Here is a 17,845-nt window from a genome sequence, read left to right as displayed (position 1 = left end):
CGGACCTCACCTATGAATGATCGACGATTAACGGTTCGCGCGAAGCTGACCCTGGCTTTCTGCCTCCTGACCTGCATGGTTCTGCTCGTCTCCCTGCTCGGCATCGTATCGCTCGGCAATGCGAACGCGGCATTCGAAAATTTCGTCAATGGCACCAACACCCGCGCCACCCTGGCGGACAAGGTCCGCGTCGCGGTCGACCGGCGCGCGATCGCCGCCCGCAACCAGGTGCTTGCGACCGCGCCGCGCGACGCGGACATCGAGAAGGAAGCGGCGCTGCAGGCCGACCGCGAGGTCGGCGCGCTGCTCGGCGAACTGACGAATGCGGTCCGCGAGGGGAGCGGCGCATCCGACAAGTCCCGCGAGCTGGTCCGGCAAATCGGCGCGGTCGAAGCGCAGTACGGCCCCGTGGCACGTGCCATCGTCGACGCAGCGGCGAACAACCGCCGCGATCAGGCCGTCACGATGATCAACGAACAGTGTCGGCCGCTGCTGGCCAGGCTTGTCGCCGCCACCGACGCCTATGCGACGTACGCCCGCACGCAGGGCGCGCAACTCGTGACGGAATCGGACGACCGCTATGCATCGCAACGACTGATGCTGATCGTCATGAGTATCGCAGCAGCAGTAGCGGCCGCGATCTCGGGCGTCTTCATCACGCGCGGCCTGCTGCGCTCGCTCGGCACGGAGCCTGCCACGCTCAGCGACATCGCACGCCGTATCGCCGCCGGCGATCTCGGTAGCGAATCATCGGCCGGTGCCGCGCCGGTCGGCAGCGTACTGGCTTCCATGCGGGACATGCGGGCGAACCTGACCCGCCTGATCTCGGAAGTCCGTACCGCATCCGGCAATGTCGCGACAGGCGCCGGCGAAATCGCGTCCGGCAACCAGGACCTCTCCTCCCGCACGGAACAGCAAGCCGCCTCGCTGCAGGAGACCGCATCGAGCATGGAGCAGCTGACGTCCACCGTGCGCCTGAACGCCGACAATGCGCAGCAGGCGAGCGGGTTGGCCACCAACGCATCGGAGGTCGCCCAGCGCGGCAGCACGGCAGTCGGCCTGATGGTCGACACGATGACGGACATCAGCGCCAGTTCCACCAAGATCGCCGAGATCACCGGGATCATCGAAGGCATCGCGTTCCAGACCAACATCCTCGCGCTCAACGCGGCCGTGGAGGCCGCCCGCGCCGGCGAACAAGGCCGCGGCTTTGCCGTGGTGGCCAGCGAAGTCCGAAGTCTTGCACAGCGCTCATCGGGCGCCGCGAAGGAAATTCGCGAGCTGATCTCGCAATCGGTCCGGAAAATCCAGGACGGCTCGCATATCGCGAACCACGCGGGCGAGACGATGAACCAGGTCACGCATGCGATCGCGCGCGTGACCGACATCATGGGCGAGATCGCTGCCGCGTCGAACGAGCAGAGCCGCGGCATCGAGCAGGTGAATCTGGCGATTACACAAATGGACGAAGTCACCCAGCAGAACGCGGCACTCGTCGAACAGGCAGCCGCCGCATCGAAGTCGCTCGAAGAACAGGGCGGCCGGCTTGCCGAGGCGGTATCGCTGTTCCGGCTGGATACGCGGGCGGCCGGCGCATAGCCTCCCCCGCGCGCGTGCCCTCGATGGGTGCATCGAATCCGGCACCCGACATGTTCAGCACCGGAAATTAACCAGATAGTGGGAATTCGCGCGCGCCGAAGCCAACGCGAAACAATTCCTTAACGGCCACGTAACGATCCATCACCACAATTCGCCATCTTCGATCATCAGGATGGAGTCTTGCATGTTTGCATCACGAAGCCGTTTCCCGCTGCACGTTGCAGCGTTGTCGAGTGCGATCGTCCTGGCCGCCTGCGGCGGCGGCGACGATGTCGCGTCGACCGGCACGACGGCCGCAGCCGTTCCGGCGCCGCCCGCCGACCCCGGCTTCGTCGACAGCGCCCCGGTGCCGAGCGTGCCCGCGTTCGTCGACAACATCGCGACCAACCAGCGCGGCGATGCGCGCTATGCGACGCTGTCGACCAACGCCGCGGTGCGCGTGGTGAGCCGCTTTCTCGATCTCTGGCAGCCGTCGACGATGCTGGTCGACGCGGGCGTGAGCGCGCCGGCGAACGGCGCGTTTCCGGCCATCTCGCCGTCCACCTGCTCCGGGCTGCCCGGCAGCGGCGCACCGTGCGGCACGATCCTGAACGACGCCGTGCTGTCGGCCAACGTGCAGTACGTGATCAACGCGACGACCGCACGCACGCCGCAGCAGGCCGATGCCGCGTACTACGACGACCGGCGCGGCAAGGGCTTCAGCGTGACCGACGGCATGGGCCCGCTCACGGCGGCGTGGCGCACCGCGGCCCAGCAGACGACCAGCATCACCAGCATTCCGGCGGACGCGACGTCGGTGCTCTACAACGACTCGGGCAACAACGTCGGCGTGGGCAGCAGCACGAACGCGAACTTCGGGAAAGTCGTCGACCTGCTCAACGAAATGGGCAACAACGCGTCGACCGAACCCGCCAAGCGCTTCTACAAATATGCGCGCCCGTACCGCTGGAGCACGAGCGTGGTGGTCGCGCCGACGCTCGTTCCGGCGGAAAGCACGACGCCCGCGACCGACGGCGGCTTCATCAGCGGCCACGAGGCGGAAGCGATGCGCGATGCGACGACGATGGCGTGGCTCGTGCCGGAACGCTTCCAGGAAATGGTCAGCCGCGGCCTCGAACTCGGCGAGAACCGGATCCTCGCCGGCATGCACTCGCCGCTCGACGTGATCGGCGGCCGCATGCTCGCGCTGGCCGTCAGCGCGGCGAACCTGACCGCGTACGCCGGCGACGCGCAGGCCGCCTACACGCAAGCCCACCAGACGCTGCAGCAACTGACGGGGACGACCGCCACGACGTTCTCCGCATTCGCGCACGCCGGCACGGCGGCAACCGACCGGTTCGCCGACTACGCGACGAACAAGGCCGCATTCCTGCGCCGCCTGACGTTCGGTTTCGGCGCGATCGAATCGACGGACGCGCCGCCGGTCGTGCCGAAGGGTGCCGAGATCCTGCTGCAGACGCGCTTCCCGTACCTGAGCACCGACCAGCGGCGCGTCGTGCTGAAGACCACCGAGTTGCCGTCCGGCTATCCGGTCATGGACGATGCGGAAGGCTGGGGGCGCCTGAACCTGTTCGCGGCAGCCGACGGCTACGGCGCGTTCAACGGCAACGTGATCGTGTCGATGGATGCGTCGCAGGGCGGGCTCAATGCGGCCGACCTGTGGCGCAACGACGTCGCGGGCGCCGGCAAGCTGACGCTGCAAGGCAGCGGTACGCTGACGCTGGCGGGCAACAACCGCTACACGGGCGGCACGCAGGTCAGCGGCGGCACGCTTGCGGCCGCGTCGACGACGGCGTTCGGAACAGGCGACGTGTACGTCGGCCCGGGCGGCAGCGTGAGGATCGCGGCCGGCGCGCCGGTGACGATCGCGACCCGCTACACGCAGCTCGACGGCACGACGCTCGAACTCGACATCGACGGCAACGGCGGCGGACGCCTGCGCGTGGGCGGCCCGCTCACCGTCGCGGGCGGCACGCTGCACGTGAAGTTCGTGAACGGCTACGCGCCGAAGGCCGGCGACACCATCGCGCTGATCGACGGCGCGGCGGCTGCCGCGAAGTTCTCGACGGTGACGGTCGACGGGTTCAAGGCAACGCCCGTTTATACCGCGACGGGCGTGTCGATCACGCTGTCGGCGGCGTAGCCGGCCGGGCATCGATCCCTGCGACGAGGCCGCCCGAGGGCGGCTTCGGCGCGGGCCTCGCGTCAGACGAAGCGGGCGGGCGCCGCCGTGCCCGGCGCTGAAAGGCGGCCTGGATTGACCGACGCACGGGTGCCTGCGCCCGCTTTCGTCCTCGCCGCATCGCATGGCATCCTGCGTAAACCCCATCTCGAAATAAAATCAAATCCCTTATAATGGGATTTTCATAACAAAAGACGCATATACATTCATCCGATCATCTTTCAAGTCCTGAATTTCGGGTTTTCTTTCATTTTCGCTGCGATCACCCGCCGCCCTGCGTTGCCGCTCGCCCGGTGAGCGGCAACGCGGCTTTTCTTCCGCGTCACCCGGTGTTTTTTTCTGGATATGATCGTCGGCGGGACCGGGCGTGCTGCACCGCACCTCCCGGAAGTCATCCAGGCGGATCGCGCATGACGCGGTCGTACTACCGCGCCCGGGCAGCATGAGCCGGCTTCGGCCAGCATCGATTTCGAGACGGGATGCATTAGCCACACCATGAACCTGCACGCTGAAACACTGTGCTTCTCGGATGTGTTCCTCCATTCCCAGGCGATCGTGAACTGGTCGCAGCACTACGACCAGATCAGTCCGGGCACGGCCACGACCACGCTGCGCCAGGTCGCCGGCCAGCGCTTTCACGTCTTTCGCGAACGCATCAACCAGCGCGTGATGCAGCACGGCCTGGCGCCGCGCGACCGCCTTTGCTTCGCGCTGCCGATTGCCGGCACCGTCGCGCCGGTGGTCCAGGGGCGCACCGTCGAGCGCCCGAGCCTGCTGACCTTGCGCGGCGGCGAGGAGTTCGTCGCCCACCTGCCGTGCGACACGGAAGTGCTCGCCTTCACGATCGACCGCACGCTCACGGCCGATCGCGAACTGGACGAACTCGCGAACCTGCCCGCCCGCGTGCTGAAGCAGCCGGTGCTCCCGATCTCGCCCGCGCGCTACCGCGATGCGCTGGACGGCCTCGAACGCGTGCTTTGCCAGGCACTCGACAGCGGTTCGCTCACGGCGCGCGACGGGTTCGACGAGCGCGTGCTCGCGCACAGCGTCGTCGGCATCCTGCTCGACCTCGTGCAGTCCGACGATCCGGAGGCCGGCGCGCTGCCGTCGGCATCGACGCAAAGCTATATCGTTCGCCGCAGCCAGGAGATCGCACTGGAAAGCGACGATGTGCCGACGGTGATCGATCTCTGCCATCACCTTCGAATCAGCCGCCGCACGCTGCAATACAGTTTCCAGAACGTCGTCGGCACCACGCCGACGGCCTACCTCCGCTCGATCCGGCTGAACGCCGTGCGGCGCTTCCTGATGACGACGCCCGACACGATGCGGATTGGCGACGCTGCCGCGCAATTCGGCTTCTGCCATTTCGGGCGTTTTTCCGCGTACTACCAGCAACATTTCCACGAACTGCCGTCGCACACGCCGCGCCTGAGCTGAGCCCGCGAACGCGTCGCGGCCGCGCATCCGGGTAATCCCCTGCCGCCCGGCGCATGCGGATTGCCGAAAGCGGACAACGCCTGCTTTTTCGGCACCGTAAATTTTGTCGTCGGCCTGTTCCGCATCGCACTGCATCGGGCGGCCGTCCAAGCGCAGCCCTGTGCCGTCGGCGCACGTCGGCATCGATGGTCGGTTCGTCAGGATCGGCCCGCGGCACGGGGATATTGATCAGGCATGCCGGTGTCGATTCCCGATGGACGATCCGGTCAGCGGGACTACTCATGAACGAATCGTCGCCCCGGCCCGAAGCGGGCCTCAGCAGGAACGCCGTCGGCCTTTCCCACATCGTCTTCTTCGTCGTAGCGGCAGCGGCGCCGCTCACCGCGATGGTCGGCGCGACCCCCGCCGCGTTCTCGCTCGGCAACGGTCCCGGCGTGCCCGGCGTATTCGTGCTGGCGGGCGTCATGTACCTGATCTTCAGCATCGGCTACGCGGCAATGAGCCGGCACATCGCCAATGCGGGCGCGTTCTATGCATACATCGCGAACGGGCTCGGGCGTCCTGCCGGCGTGGGCGGCGCGTTCGTCGCGATCGTCGCGTACAACGCCGTGCAGATCGCGATCTACTGCATGTTCGGCTTCTTCCTGAACGACAGCATCCAGCGGCACTACGGCGTCGACGTGCCGTGGTGGGCGTTCGCGCTCGCCTGCGTCGTCGCCGTCCACTTCTGCGGCGCGCGGCGCATCGAGTTCAGCGGCCGGCTGCTCGGGATGCTGATGATCGGCGAGATCGCGATCGTGATGCTGCTCGATCTCGCGATCGTCGCGCATGGCGCGAGCACCGGCGGCTTCAGCGCGAAGCCGTTCAGCCCCGCGATGGTGTTCGCACCCGGGCTCGGCACCGCGCTCGTGTTCGTGCTCGGCTCGTACATGGGCTTCGAGGCAACGGCGATCTTCTCCGAGGAGGCCCGCGACCCGAAACGCACGATTCCGCGCGCCACGTACGTGGCCGTGATCCTCATCATGGCGTTCTACGCGCTGTCGTCGTGGGCGATCGTCGAGGCGTGGGGCGAGAGCCGGATCGCCGCGCAGGCGGCCCGCGATCCGGCCAATCTCTGGTTTGCCGTCAGCGGCCGGCTGCTCGGCGGCATCGCGACGGATGCGATGAACGTGTTGCTCGTCACGAGCCTGTTCGCGGCGATCCTGTCGTTCCACAACACGATCACACGCTACTTCTACGCGATGGGCCGTGAACGCGTGCTGTGGCGCAAACTCGGCCATACGTGCCCCGTGCATCGCTGCCCCGACGTCGCCGGGAAAGTGCAGACGCTGATCGCACTCGCGGCCATCGTCGGCTCCGCCGCGTGCCGGCTCGATCCGTTCGCGGTCGTGTTCTCGTGGATGAGCGCGCTGGCCACGATCGGCATCATCGCGGTGCAGATCCTCGTGGCGGCCTCGGTGATCGCATTCTTCGCGCGCGACCGCCGAGACGCCGGCCTCGTGCACCGCCTGATCGCGCCGCTCGTCAGCGTGATCGCACTCGGCGCGTGCCTCGTGCTGGTCGTGCGCAACCTGTCCGTGCTGAGCGGATCGGATTCGACCTTCGTCGCGATGTTTCCGTATTTCCTGGTCGCCGTCGGCGCGCTCGGCATCCGCGCCGCGTTGCGATTGAAGCGCAACGATCCCGACCTGTATCGCGAACTCGGGCGCGCCACGCCGTAACCGTCGCCCGGCCGGTGCCGTTTGCGGCACCGGCATCGTCTTGCCCCACGCCTGACGCTGCCCCTCGATCGGCACGCGACGCCTCGATGCATCGCGCCGGCACGGCCCTGCACGGGTATTCCCTATCGCGATCACGCGGCAACGATTGCCGATAGCGGACAAGGCCCGCCGTTTCATCGACATACAGTGAACCCGACGTCGAAGCCGTGCCGTGACAGCCTTCACCGCCACGACCGGCGCGGCTCGACGACTCGCCCCTGTGAAACACGGACACCATGATGAAAATTCAGAACCTGATCGGCGGCCGGCATTGCGACGCATCTGCCGGCCGTACCTTCGAAAAGCTGGCACCCGCTACCGGCGACTACGTCGCCGCCGTGCCGGCGTCGACCGCCGAAGACGTCGATCGCGCCGTACGCGCCGCACACGGCGCGCTGCATGACGACACCTGGGCACGCGCGGGCGGACCGGCCCGGGCGCGCTGGCTGCTCCGGCTGGCCGACCTGATCGAGCGCGACCGTGACGCGCTCGCGGAATGCCTGGCCATCGAACAAGGCCGTCCGCTCGCCGAGATGCGCATGATGGACATCCCGATGAGCATCGACACGCTGCGCTACTTCGCCGGCTGGGCCGACAAGCTCGAGGGGCGCACGATTCCGACCGACGGCTTCATGGGCCGCCCGACACTCAACTACACCCGGCGTGCGCCGGTCGGCGTCGCCGCGCAGATCATCCCGTGGAACGCGCCGCTGATGATCGCCGTGTGGAAGCTCGCACCGGCGCTCGCGGCCGGCTGCCCGGTCGTGATCAAGCCGTCGGAGGACACGCCGCTTGCGCTCGCTCGTCTCGGCGAACTCGTCTGCGAAGCCGGCCTGCCTGCCGGCGTCGTCAACATCGTCCACGGTGTCGGCTCGGAAGTCGGTGCCACGCTGGTCGCGCACCCGCTCGTGAGCAAGGTCAGCTTCACCGGCAGCACCGAAGTCGGCCGGACGATCGCCGCCGAAGCGGCCCGGACCTTCAAGCGCGTCACGCTCGAGCTCGGCGGCAAGGCCGCGCAGATCGTCTTCGCGGATGCCGATCTCGACCGTGCGATCCCGTCGCTGATGGCCGGCATGTTCGCGAACCAGGGCCAGACGTGCGCGGCCGGCTCGCGCGTGCTCGCGCACCGGTCGATCGCACCCGCACTCGAAGCGCGGCTCGCGGAAGCCGCCCGCGCCCTCCGCGTCGGCCCGCCGTCCGAACCCGGCGTGCAGATGGGCGCGCTCATCAACCCGCGTCACCTCGCACGCGTGCGCGCGCACGTCGACGCCGCGCTCGCCGAAGGTGCGGTCATGCTCGCGGGCGACGAACAGGTGCCGCCGCGCGGCTGCTTCATGCGCCCGACGATTCTGGGCAGCGTGCATCCGGACATGCGGATCGCCCGCGACGAAGTGTTCGGCCCGGTCGGGATGGTCATGCCGTTCGACACCGAGGATGAAGCCGTCCGCATCGCCAACGACACGCCGTTCGGCCTGTCCGCGTCGGTCTGGACGCAGGACGTCGGCACCGCACACCGCGTCGCCGAGCGGCTCGACGTCGGCGCGGTCGCCATCAACGCATGGAGCCCGATCGATGCGCGCCTGCCGTGGGGCGGCACCAAGCAGAGCGGAATCGGGCGCGACCTGTCGAAGGCCGCGCTCGACTCGTACCTCGAGGAAAAGATCATCAGCGCAGCCCTGTGATCCCGCGGCGCACAACGCGCCGCACCGTGTTCAAGCACTTCGTGAGAGAAAGACCATGGACTACCAAAAGCGACAAAAGCGATTCTGGCACCCGATGAGCTCGGCAGCCGCCGGGCACACGACCCCCACCGTGATCATCGAGCGCGGCGACGGCAACTACGTGTACGACGTCGAGGGCCACCGCATGCTCGACGGTGTCGGCGGACTCTGGAACGTCAACGTCGGCCACAACCGGCCGGAAGTGAAAGCCGCGATCGCACGCCAGATGGACGAGCTGTCGTACTACCAGACCTTCGACGGCGTCGCCCATCCGCGCGTGTACGACCTGGCCGACCGCCTGTGCGCGATGTTCGCGCAGGAGGACATGCAGCGGGTGATGTTCGGCAGCGGCGGCTCCGACGCGATCGAGACCGCGCTCAAGATGGCACGCCAGTACTGGGTCGCCGCGGGGGAACCGTCGCGCACGAAATTCCTGTCGCTGCGCAACGGCTACCACGGCGTACACGTCGGCGGCACGTCGATCGGCGGCAACGGCGTCTACCACTACAATCACGGCCCGCTGCTGCCCGGCTGCGTGCTGCTCGACACGCCGTGGCTCTATCGCAACCCGTGGAATTGCGACGATCCGCAGCAACTCGTCGAGCATTGCATCCGGCAGCTCGAGGAAACGATCGCGTACCACGGCCCGCAGACCATCGCCGCGTTCGTCGCGGAACCGGTACAGGGCGCGGGCGGCCTGATCGTCCCGCCCGCCGACTACTGGGCGCGCGTGCGCGCCGTGTGCGACCGCAACGGCATCCTGCTGATCGCCGACGAGGTGGTCACCGGTTTCGGCCGTACCGGCAGCCTGCTCGGCAGCCGCGGATGGGGTGTCGCCGCCGATATCCTGTGCGTCGCCAAGGGCATTTCCGCCGGCTACGTCCCGCTCGGCGCGACGCTGTACAACGGACGCATCGCGCAGGCGATCGAACACGGCGCGGGCTTCTCGCACGTGATCATGCACGGCTATACGTACAGCGGGCATCCGCTCGCGTGCGCCGCGTCGCTCGCGGTGCTCGACATCGTCGAAGCAGAGGATCTGCCGGGCAATGCGGCACGGGTCGGCCAGCGCCTGCTCGAGCAGTTGCTGCCGCTGAAGGCCGACTTCGAGACCGTCGGCGACGTCCGCGGCAAGGGACTGATGCTGGCGCTCGATCTCGTCACCGACAAGGCCAGCCGCACGCCGCTCGATCCGGGCGAGGGGTTCGCGGCGCGCGTCGCCGATGCCGCACGCAAGCGCGGCGTCCTGGTCCGCGCGATCGCCAACAAGGTCGTGATGTCGCCGCCTTTGACGCTGCAGCAGGACGAAGCCGATTTCATCGCGGTGACGTTGCGCGAGGCGCTGCAGGAGTGCTGCGCGGATTCGCGATCGATCGCCTGACCGCGCGGACAGCCGGGCGCACGAGCTGTTCGTCGAAGGTTCGTGCGCCGCGATCCGGCCTCGGTTCGACGAAGATCGCCGCGGAACGTCGACGCCGACGATCGGCAGCCCGCCTTTTGCAGTTTCGTTTTCAAGGAACACAAGCCAAATGGAAAACCAGGCCATTGCATTCACGGTGGAGAAATACCCGCTCGCGCTTCGGCTGCTTCACTGGGCCAGGGCGATCCTGATCGGCGCGCAACTCTGGACCGGATGGACCATGGTCCGCCTCGACGACAACCTGCCGGCCAAGTTCGACTGGTACTACCCGACCCACAAGGAGTTCGGCGTGCTCACGCTGCTGGTGGTCCTGACGCAACTGGCGATTCGCTCGATGAAGCCGTTGCCGCCGCTGCCGTCGAGCCTGCCGAAGCTGGACCGGAAGCTCGCCAAGATCGCGCACTACCTGCTGTATGCGCTGGCGATCATCGTGCCGCTGATGGGTTATTCGATGTCCAGCACGTATACGCAAAGCGACGGCGTGCCGTTCTTCTTTTTCCGCGTGCCCGAGCTGCTGCCGAAGAACGACCACTGGTTCGAGGCATTCCAGTGGCTGCACAAGACGCTGGCCTACACGCTGCTCGCGCTTGTCGTCCTGCATGTTCTCGCCGCCCTGAAACACCGGTTCTTCGACTCGAACCGCGAAAACGACGTATTGCGACGCATGCTGTAACGCCGCTGTCATACGGGGCCGCGATCCCGGCGACGCTCCGCATTCGGGTCGCTCGACCACGGCGGCCCGGTTTCTTTCATTTCAAATACTTCGTTTTACTAACTACAGACGGACCGTTTCGAGCGTCCGGCGCACCCGCACGCCATCGAAAACGGCACCGCACGGCCATACCGGCCCTCACCTGGAGATCGACAATGAAGAAGATGATTGCGGCCGTATCGGCCGCCGGCGCGATGGGATTCAGCCTGACGGCACACGCGCAGAGTGCCGTGACGCTTTACGGGTTGATCGACGAAGGCGTCAATTTCACGAGCAATGCCGGCGGCAGCAAGGCCTATCAGATGGTCAGCGGCGACACCGTCGGCAGCAACTGGGGGCTGAAAGGCACGGAAGACCTCGGCGGCGGGCTGCGGGCGCTGTTCCAGCTCGAGAACGGCTTCAACACGAGCACGGGAGCGCTCGGCGTGACGTCGCGGATGTTCGGCAGGCAGGCGTACGTCGGGCTCGATTCCGACCGCTTCGGCACGCTCACGTTCGGCCGCCAGTACGATCCCACGCTCGACATGTGGAGCACGTTCACGGCCACCGGAAACTGGCTCGGCGACTTCGGCGCCCACCCCTACGACAACGACAATGCCGACTGGGACTACCGTATCCAGAACAGCGTCAAGTACGTGTCGCCGACGTACGCCGGCTTCAAGGGCGAAGTGCTCTACGGCCTCGCGAACCAGGCGGGCGGCTTTGCTCGGAACCGCGTGTACAGTGCCGCGCTGCAGTACCAGATGGGCGCGTTCTCTGCTGCCGTCGCGTACCTGAAGGCCAACAACGGCGGCGCGACCGCGGGCGGCGCGCTGTCGAGCGACGATACGGTATTCAGCGGCCGCTCGCAGCAGAACATCGATGCCGGCGCGTCCTACAAGTTCAGCGACAAGCTGACGCTGTCCGCCGCGTACTCGCACGTCGACGTGTACAGCCCCGAATCGAATATCTACTTCGCGAACCAGCCGTCGGCCGGCTCGCAGAATGCGTGGAAATTCGACAACTTCGAGGTCAACGGCCAGTATTTCTTCCGGCCTGACTTCTGGTTCGGGGCCGCCTATACGTACACGCGCGCGCACGTCGCGACGGCGGCGGGCGATGCATCGCCGAGCTGGCACCAGGTGTCGATGATGCTCGACTACGACCTCAGCAAGCGGACCTCGACCTACATCCAGGGCGCATACCAGCATGCGACCGGCAACACCGGCACCGACTTCGACTACGCGCACGTCATCGGCACCGCCGGGCAGTCGTCGGGCCGCAATCAGCTGGCCTTGCGCGTCGGGATGATGCATCGCTTCTGAAACGGGCGGTTGACGCACGGGCTCGCGCGCCATGTACTCGGCGGCCCGTGCTTTCCGGCACCGTCAGAACTGATGCCGCACGCCGACGCGTACCGCGGTCTGCGTCGAGCCGGCTGCCGCGCCGCCGAGCGCGGCCTCGACCTGGGCGCCGTAAGCGCCGTCGTGCCCGCGTGCGAATACCGCGTACAGGCCGGTACGCTTCGACAGCGAATAATCGGCGCTCAGCGTGACCTGATTGGCCGAGCCGACGTCGCCGCCGCGCTGCTGGTACTGGAAGCCGCCGCCCAGCTGCAACGACGGCGTAAGCGCATAGGTCAGCCCGGCGTCGTAGGTGGTTGCCCGCAGCGGTGCGGCGGCGCCAATCCTCACATCCGACACCATGCCGAAGACGCGAAACCGGTCGAAGTTGTAGCCGGCCCCGCCCGAGAAGTTGCGAAGATTGCCGCCGGAAACCACGTCGTGCTGGCCGAAATAAGCGAGCGCGGCGCTGAACGCGCCCTGCGTGTAGGACAGCATCGCGCTCTGCACGCTGCTGCGCGCGACCGAACCGGGCACGTTGCCGAACCCCCACATGCCGCCGAACGCCAGCCCGCCGAACGTCGGACTCACGTACTTCACCGCATTGTTCACCTGAACGCCCCACACGCGGTTGTCGAGTGCGCCGCCTGCCGACGCATTCGCCGGCAATCCCCATGCGAGCAGGCCAGCCGGCGTGTTCGCGCCGATCGCGAAGGACGGCATGAGATCGCCGACGAAGTCGAACTGGCGCCCGAGCGTCACGGTACCCCAGTCGCCGCCGAGCCCGACGTACGCTTGCGAGCTGAACGCGGAGCCCGGCACGGTCAGCGTCCCGTCCGACGTCTGGAACTGGCTTTCGAGCCGGAACACGGCAAAATTGGCGCCGCCGAGATCCTCCCTGCCCGTCAGGCCCCACACGTCGTTGCGCGACACGCCCGCCTGCAACGCGAGCTGGCGCCCGCCATGCGGGGCAGCCGCCACGTTGCTCGTATAGGTCACGCCCGTGTCCAGCGAGCCGTAGAGCGTCACGCTCGATTGTGCGAACGTGGGTGTAACCGCACCGCAACCACACAACGCCACCATCCGGAACCACGCTTTCATCTGCTTCTCCTCATCGAATTTTTCCGGTCGATACGCCCGTGAACCGGCCGGCACGGCGACGACATCGATCCGGCACGCCTTTCCCGATAACAATAGGAATCCATATCAATAGACGGCACAGCGATCCGCCGTGCCGTGGCCGGCCCGCTTCCCGAACATCCGCCGGCGCGGCCCCGGTTACCGCCTGCGCGACTTAAGTTAGACTACGACCCTGTCGCCCGCGGTGCCGCACGCCGTGCCGCAGTCCGGCCGCGCGAACCGCGTTCGTCCTTCCCGTTTCATTGCCGCAAGCCGCCTGAATCCCGGATCACGTCATGTCGAGCCTCACCAAAATGCTGTCCATCCTCGACGTCTTCTCTTCGTCCGCGACGTCGATGACGGCCGAGGAGATCGCCGAGCACATGGGTTTTTCGCGGACCACCTGCTACCGCTACGTGAAGGAACTGGCGTCCGTCGGCCTGCTCGTCGGCAGCAACGGCCGCTATACGCTGGGCCCGCGCATCATCCATCTCGACTACAACATGCGGCAGTCGGACCCGACGCTCACCGCCGCGAAGCCCGTCATCCAGAAACTGGTTCAGGTCACCGGCGGCGATGCGCTCGTGTCGACGCTGTTCGACGAGCAGATCATCAACGTCATGCACGAGACCGGCGCCGAGAACCTGCAACTAGGCTTCGGCCGCGGCCGCATCATGCCGCTGTTCCAGGGCGCGTCGTCGAAAGTGATCGTGGCCGCGATGTCGCGCGCGCGCCTGAAACGCCTGCACGAACGGCACAACGACGAACTCGGTGAGTTCGCGGCCGACTGGACACAGTTCTGGCGCGTCTGCCAGCAGATTGCCGACGCCGGATACTGGATCTCGCGCGGCGAACTCGACGCAGGGTTCGTCGGCATCGCCGCACCTATCCGCACCGCCAGCAGCGGCGAGATCAACAGCAGCCTGTCGCTCGTCTTTCGCGCCGAACACTTCGCGCTGTTCGACGAGCACGTGCTCGGCAAACTCCTGATCGACGCCACCGCCCGGATCGGCGACGCCATCTGACGCGTCGCGCGTCGTCGCATCCAACGCCACGCGCGCAGCACCGACGTGCACACAGTCAATTCATCTGCGTGATGAATTTGGTAACCAGGTAGCCGTCGAACGTCTCCGTGCCCCCCTCGCTGCCGAAGCCGCTGTCCTTCACGCCGCCGAACGGGATCTCCGCCGGCCCCATCCCGAAGTGATTGATGTTGACCATGCCGGCTTCGAGCGAGCGACTGATGCGATGCGCGTTGCGCGCCGATTCGGTGAACGCATACGACGCGAGGCCGAACGGCAGGCGATTGGCCTCGGCGAGTGCATCGTCGAGCGCGTCGAACGGCACGATCCCGACGATCGGACCGAACGGCTCCTCGTTCATCAGGCGCGTGTCGCGCGACGGGCCGAGCACGACCGTCGGTGCGAAATAGTGCCCCGGCCCCGACAAGCGCGTGCCGCCCGCGGCGATCTCCGCGCCTTTCGCCTTCGCATCGGCAACGAACGCGTCGATCTCGGACACGCGTCGCGCATGCGCGAGCGGCCCCATCGTGGTCCCCTCTTCCAGCCCGTAGCCGACGCGGATCGCGCCGACCGCATCGAGATACGCGGCGACGAACCGTTCGAACGCCGGGCGTTGCACGAAAAGCCGGGTCGGCGACACGCAGACCTGCCCGGCATTGCGAAACTTGTACGCGGCCAGCATCGTCGCGGCGCGCTCGATGTCCGCATCCGCGCAGACGAGCACCGGCGCATGCCCGCCCAGCTCCATGGTCATGCGCTTCATGTGCAACCCGGCGAGCGCGGCCAGTTGCTTGCCGACCGGCACCGAGCCGGTGAACGAAATCTTGCGCACCAGCGGCGACTCGATCAGTTGCTTCGACACGTCGCCCGGTACGCCCCAGACGATGTTCAGGCAGCCCGCGGGCAATCCGGCATCGTGGAAGATGCGTGCGAGCGCGACGATCGCGCTCGGCGATTCCTCGGGCCCTTTCAGCACCAGCGTGCACCCGGACGCGAGCGCGGCCGCGATCTTGTGCATGGCCTGGCTGAACGGAAAATTCCAAGGCGAAAACGCCGCGCACACGCCGATCGGTTCCCGCAATACCGTCTGCGCGACGTCGGGAGAACGCGACGGTACGACGCGGCCGTAGGTGCGGCGCCCCTCCTCCGCATGCCATTCGAGCTGTTCGGCCGACGACTCGACCTCGGCGATCGCCTCGCGAAGCGGCTTGCCCTGGTCCATCGTGATGTGACGGCCGATCGTGTCGGCCCGCTCGCGCACGAGCGTGGCGGCACGGCGCAGGATGTCCGAGCGCACGAGCGGCGACTCCCGCCGCCACGCCGCGAATGCGCGATACGCGGCGTACACCGCGGCGTCGATATCGTCCGCTGTCGCATGCGGCAGCTCGCCGAGCACGCGGCCGGTTCCCGGATCGAGAACGGGTTGCGTGCGCCGGCCGTCGGCCTGCAGGAACCGGCCATCGACATACAGATGGAGCGGCGCGTAATCATGGGGTGCATCAGGCGTCATGTGCGACGTCAGCGGTGTAAACGGAATCAAGACGGATACCTCGGTAGAGACTGCACGATGGGCGCGGACGGTGCGACGATCGCATCACGCGGCCTGGCCCGGCGCACGCAACAGGCCGCCGATTTCCTGCCGGAGAATCTGGTTTTCCTGCCGGACGAGCAGATGCCGGACCTTGCCGCGAAACGTCCTGAACTCGGGATCGGCCATCAGCACGGCACGCCGCCGCGTGCGATCGTCCAGCGAATCGAACGCCCACAGATAGACGAGCTGGTTCAGCGGCCCGACTTCCGTCGCGAAACAGCCGACCATCGTGCCGAGCGCCTGCTCCTGCGCCGTGCGCCCGCCTTCCGCGTACAGCCGCAGATATTCAGCGACGCCGCCCGGCACCAGCGTGTAGGTGCGTTGCTCAACAAACATGGGCTTCCTCCCGTTGTCGCGGCGCGAACGTCTGAAAGGCCGCGGTCACGCCGGCCATCCCCGCGGCATCCGTCTGCGCGGCCACGTAGCGATCGGGGCGCACCACCACGAGCGGGCCCGCATGCCGGTCGAACCAGGCAGCCATGGCGTTGTCGACGTCTTCGACGCACGTGCTGCCGTGGCCGCTGGCCAACCGCCCCGCGCGGCCGGTGCCGCTGCGCGAACGATTGACCTGGATGAACGTCGCGCCCAGCGCCGCCCAGTACGCCCGGTCGTCGTCGCTCAGGCAGGCCTGCGGATCGCATTGCCAGCCGACGATCGAGAACCACGGGCCCAGCACGTCGTCGAGCTTGCGGCGCACGCCGTCGGCCGTCTCGACGTCGGGCTGCGCGATCATCCGGCCGACCGCGGTGTCCGGCGCCTCCGGCAGCACGACGCCCCGCGTATAGCGCGGCATCGGCTTGAAACGCATCTGCAGGATGTAGTCCTTCAGGCCCGGCGCAAACCGCGCGAGCCCGAGGAAACGATCGCGCAGGAATGCGACGATTCGGCTGGTCGGCATCAGCATCGCGCCGAACGTGTCCGCGAGGTCGATCATCGCCTTCGCGTGATCGCGCCGCTCCCATTCGTACGTGTGGATCACGCCGGGATGCAAGGCCCCCTTGACAACGCCCGCCAGTTTCCACGCGAGATTGCCCACGTCGCGCAACCCCGCGTTCAGGCCCTGTCCGATCCACGGCGGCGTCAGGTGCGCGGCATCGCCGATGAGCGCCACGCGGCCGACGACGAACCGTTCAGCCACCCGCGAATGGTGCGTGTAGGTCCTGGCGCGCACGATCTCGAGGCGGTCGACATCGTCGACGTACGGTGCGATCAACGCGCGAATCGATTCCGGTTGCGCGATCGCCTCTTCGTCCTCGTGCGGGAACACGAGAAACTCCCAGCGCCGGAAATTGAACGGCAGGTAGATGCAGACGTTCGGGCGGCGCGGGTCGCAGTTCAGCGCCGTGCACGGCTGGTCGAGCCCGGCGTTCTTCACGTCGACCACGACCCACTTCATCGAATGGGTGGTGCCGGCCAACTTGACGCCCAGCCACTCGCGCATCGGGCTGCGGCCGCCGTCGGCCGCCACCACGTAGTCGGCCTCGAGCGCGTAGTGCTGGCCGTCGGCGCGGCGCACCTGCAGCGTGACGCGCTCGTCGTCCTGGTCGAGGCCGACCACTTCGTCGCCGGTCCGCAGCGACACGTGCGGATAGCGTGCCAGCCCGTCGCGCAGCGTCCGCTCGGCCAGTTGCTGCATGAAGATGTTGCGCCGCCACCAGCCGAATTCGCGCATCGACGGGCGGATGTCGGCAAAGCATTCGCCGTTCGCCTTGAACATCCGCAGCGGCACGTTCTGGATGATGTCGCGGCTTAATTCGTCGGCGAGGCCCGCGGTCTGGAACAGCCGCAGCGCCTCGTCGTCGATGCCGACCGCGCGCGGAAACTCGACGATCTGCGGCGCCTTCTCGATGATCACCGTCTCGATGCCATAGAGGCCGAGCAGGTTCGCCATCGCCGCGCCGTTCGGCCCCGCGCCGACGATCGCGACCGACGTCCGGTTCGCATGGTTCAGGTTCAT

14 protein-coding genes are annotated in these 17,845 nt (G+C 67.3%); 9 read left to right on the top strand and 5 right to left on the bottom strand.

Annotated elements, in window-relative coordinates:
* The first annotated feature begins 12 nt into the window (after positions 1 to 12).
* Together LGN17_RS27150 and LGN17_RS27145 are read left to right on the top strand one after the other, a co-directional pair.
* On the top strand, positions 13 to 1,599 hold the full coding sequence (locus LGN17_RS27150; RefSeq protein ID WP_226199796.1) for a methyl-accepting chemotaxis protein: 1,587 nt from the start codon (positions 13 to 15) through the stop codon (positions 1,597 to 1,599).
* 184 nt (positions 1,600 to 1,783) lie between these two features.
* Positions 1,784 to 3,742 (top strand): phosphatase PAP2 family protein, encoded by a 1,959-nt coding sequence (locus LGN17_RS27145; RefSeq protein WP_226199793.1) that lies wholly within the window; start codon positions 1,784 to 1,786, stop codon positions 3,740 to 3,742.
* 207 nt (positions 3,743 to 3,949) lie between these two features.
* On the opposite strand, the gene LGN17_RS27140 is transcribed toward LGN17_RS27145, so the two are convergent.
* Entirely contained in the window at positions 3,950 to 4,324 is a 375-nt protein-coding gene (locus LGN17_RS27140; RefSeq protein WP_226199790.1) for a hypothetical protein, read from the bottom strand.
* Between LGN17_RS27140 and LGN17_RS27135 the strand changes: the two genes are divergently transcribed.
* From LGN17_RS27135 to LGN17_RS27110, 6 genes are all read left to right on the top strand, one after another.
* Complete coding sequence (locus tag LGN17_RS27135; RefSeq protein WP_226199786.1) at positions 4,313 to 5,221, top strand: helix-turn-helix domain-containing protein; 909 nt, start codon at positions 4,313 to 4,315, stop codon at positions 5,219 to 5,221. The two genes, LGN17_RS27140 and LGN17_RS27135, sit on opposite strands and share 12 nt — an antisense overlap.
* 281 nt (positions 5,222 to 5,502) lie before the next feature.
* Positions 5,503 to 6,942 (top strand): APC family permease, encoded by a 1,440-nt coding sequence (locus LGN17_RS27130; protein WP_226199783.1) that lies wholly within the window; start codon positions 5,503 to 5,505, stop codon positions 6,940 to 6,942.
* Positions 6,943 to 7,217: 275 nt separating this feature from the next.
* Positions 7,218 to 8,663: an aldehyde dehydrogenase family protein gene (locus LGN17_RS27125; protein WP_226199780.1), complete on the top strand. Its 1,446-nt coding sequence runs from the start codon at positions 7,218 to 7,220 to the stop codon at positions 8,661 to 8,663.
* Positions 8,664 to 8,718: 55 nt separating this feature from the next.
* Positions 8,719 to 10,083, top strand: coding sequence for an aspartate aminotransferase family protein (locus LGN17_RS27120; RefSeq protein ID WP_226199778.1), 1,365 nt, complete (start codon positions 8,719 to 8,721; stop codon positions 10,081 to 10,083).
* Positions 10,084 to 10,231: 148 nt separating this feature from the next.
* Positions 10,232 to 10,795 carry a cytochrome b gene (locus LGN17_RS27115; protein WP_226199775.1) on the top strand — a complete coding sequence of 188 codons (564 nt, stop codon included), beginning with the start codon at positions 10,232 to 10,234 and terminating at the stop codon, positions 10,793 to 10,795.
* 194 nt (positions 10,796 to 10,989) lie between these two features.
* Positions 10,990 to 12,138 carry a porin gene (locus LGN17_RS27110; protein ID WP_226199773.1) on the top strand — a complete coding sequence of 383 codons (1,149 nt, stop codon included), beginning with the start codon at positions 10,990 to 10,992 and terminating at the stop codon, positions 12,136 to 12,138.
* A gap of 63 nt (positions 12,139 to 12,201) precedes the next feature.
* Here the strand turns inward: LGN17_RS27110 and LGN17_RS27105 are convergent, their stop codons facing one another.
* The gene (locus tag LGN17_RS27105; protein WP_226199771.1) at positions 12,202 to 13,257 is read right to left on the bottom strand and encodes a porin; all 1,056 of its coding nucleotides are present in this window, start codon (positions 13,255 to 13,257) and stop codon (positions 12,202 to 12,204) included.
* A 314-nt stretch (positions 13,258 to 13,571) separates the two neighbouring features.
* Between LGN17_RS27105 and LGN17_RS27100 the strand changes: the two genes are divergently transcribed.
* Positions 13,572 to 14,300 (top strand): IclR family transcriptional regulator, encoded by a 729-nt coding sequence (locus LGN17_RS27100; protein ID WP_226199768.1) that lies wholly within the window; start codon positions 13,572 to 13,574, stop codon positions 14,298 to 14,300.
* A 55-nt stretch (positions 14,301 to 14,355) separates the two neighbouring features.
* On the opposite strand, the gene LGN17_RS27095 is transcribed toward LGN17_RS27100, so the two are convergent.
* The 3 genes from LGN17_RS27095 to LGN17_RS27085 form a co-directional block, all read right to left on the bottom strand.
* The gene (locus LGN17_RS27095) at positions 14,356 to 15,807 is read right to left on the bottom strand and encodes an NAD-dependent succinate-semialdehyde dehydrogenase (protein ID WP_226199765.1); all 1,452 of its coding nucleotides are present in this window, start codon (positions 15,805 to 15,807) and stop codon (positions 14,356 to 14,358) included.
* An 84-nt stretch (positions 15,808 to 15,891) separates the two neighbouring features.
* Entirely contained in the window at positions 15,892 to 16,224 is a 333-nt protein-coding gene (locus LGN17_RS27090) for an NIPSNAP family protein (RefSeq protein ID WP_226199762.1), read from the bottom strand.
* A complete protein-coding gene (locus tag LGN17_RS27085; RefSeq protein WP_226199759.1) occupies positions 16,214 to 17,845 on the bottom strand; it encodes a bifunctional 3-(3-hydroxy-phenyl)propionate/3-hydroxycinnamic acid hydroxylase in 1,632 nt (543 codons plus the stop codon). Before LGN17_RS27085 ends, LGN17_RS27090 begins: the two co-directional genes overlap by 11 nt.

The organism is Burkholderia sp. AU30280 (genome assembly GCF_020420125.1).
Taxonomy (GTDB): Bacteria; Pseudomonadota; Gammaproteobacteria; order Burkholderiales; family Burkholderiaceae; genus Burkholderia.
Note: the sequence above shows the minus strand (reverse complement) of the source record. Positions and strands in the feature narration are given on the sequence as shown.

Bases quoted from the DNA above. Each gene is read 5' to 3' on its own strand.
- LGN17_RS27150 (WP_226199796.1), top strand. From the start codon at position 13: ATGAATGATCGACGATTAACGGTTCGCGCGAAGCTGACCCTGGCTTTC.
- LGN17_RS27145 (WP_226199793.1), top strand. From the start codon at position 1,784: ATGTTTGCATCACGAAGCCGTTTCCCGCTGCACGTTGCAGCGTTGTCG.
- LGN17_RS27140 (WP_226199790.1), bottom strand. From the start codon at position 4,324: ATGGAGGAACACATCCGAGAAGCACAGTGTTTCAGCGTGCAGGTTCAT.
- LGN17_RS27130 (WP_226199783.1), top strand. From the start codon at position 5,503: ATGAACGAATCGTCGCCCCGGCCCGAAGCGGGCCTCAGCAGGAACGCC.
- LGN17_RS27125 (WP_226199780.1), top strand. From the start codon at position 7,218: ATGATGAAAATTCAGAACCTGATCGGCGGCCGGCATTGCGACGCATCT.
- LGN17_RS27120 (WP_226199778.1), top strand. From the start codon at position 8,719: ATGGACTACCAAAAGCGACAAAAGCGATTCTGGCACCCGATGAGCTCG.
- LGN17_RS27115 (WP_226199775.1), top strand. From the start codon at position 10,232: ATGGAAAACCAGGCCATTGCATTCACGGTGGAGAAATACCCGCTCGCG.
- LGN17_RS27110 (WP_226199773.1), top strand. From the start codon at position 10,990: ATGAAGAAGATGATTGCGGCCGTATCGGCCGCCGGCGCGATGGGATTC.
- LGN17_RS27105 (WP_226199771.1), bottom strand. From the start codon at position 13,257: ATGAAAGCGTGGTTCCGGATGGTGGCGTTGTGTGGTTGCGGTGCGGTT.
- LGN17_RS27100 (WP_226199768.1), top strand. From the start codon at position 13,572: ATGTCGAGCCTCACCAAAATGCTGTCCATCCTCGACGTCTTCTCTTCG.
- LGN17_RS27095 (WP_226199765.1), bottom strand. From the start codon at position 15,807: ATGACGCCTGATGCACCCCATGATTACGCGCCGCTCCATCTGTATGTC.
- LGN17_RS27090 (WP_226199762.1), bottom strand. From the start codon at position 16,224: ATGTTTGTTGAGCAACGCACCTACACGCTGGTGCCGGGCGGCGTCGCT.
- LGN17_RS27085 (WP_226199759.1), bottom strand. From the start codon at position 17,845: ATGAACCTGAACCATGCGAACCGGACGTCGGTCGCGATCGTCGGCGCG.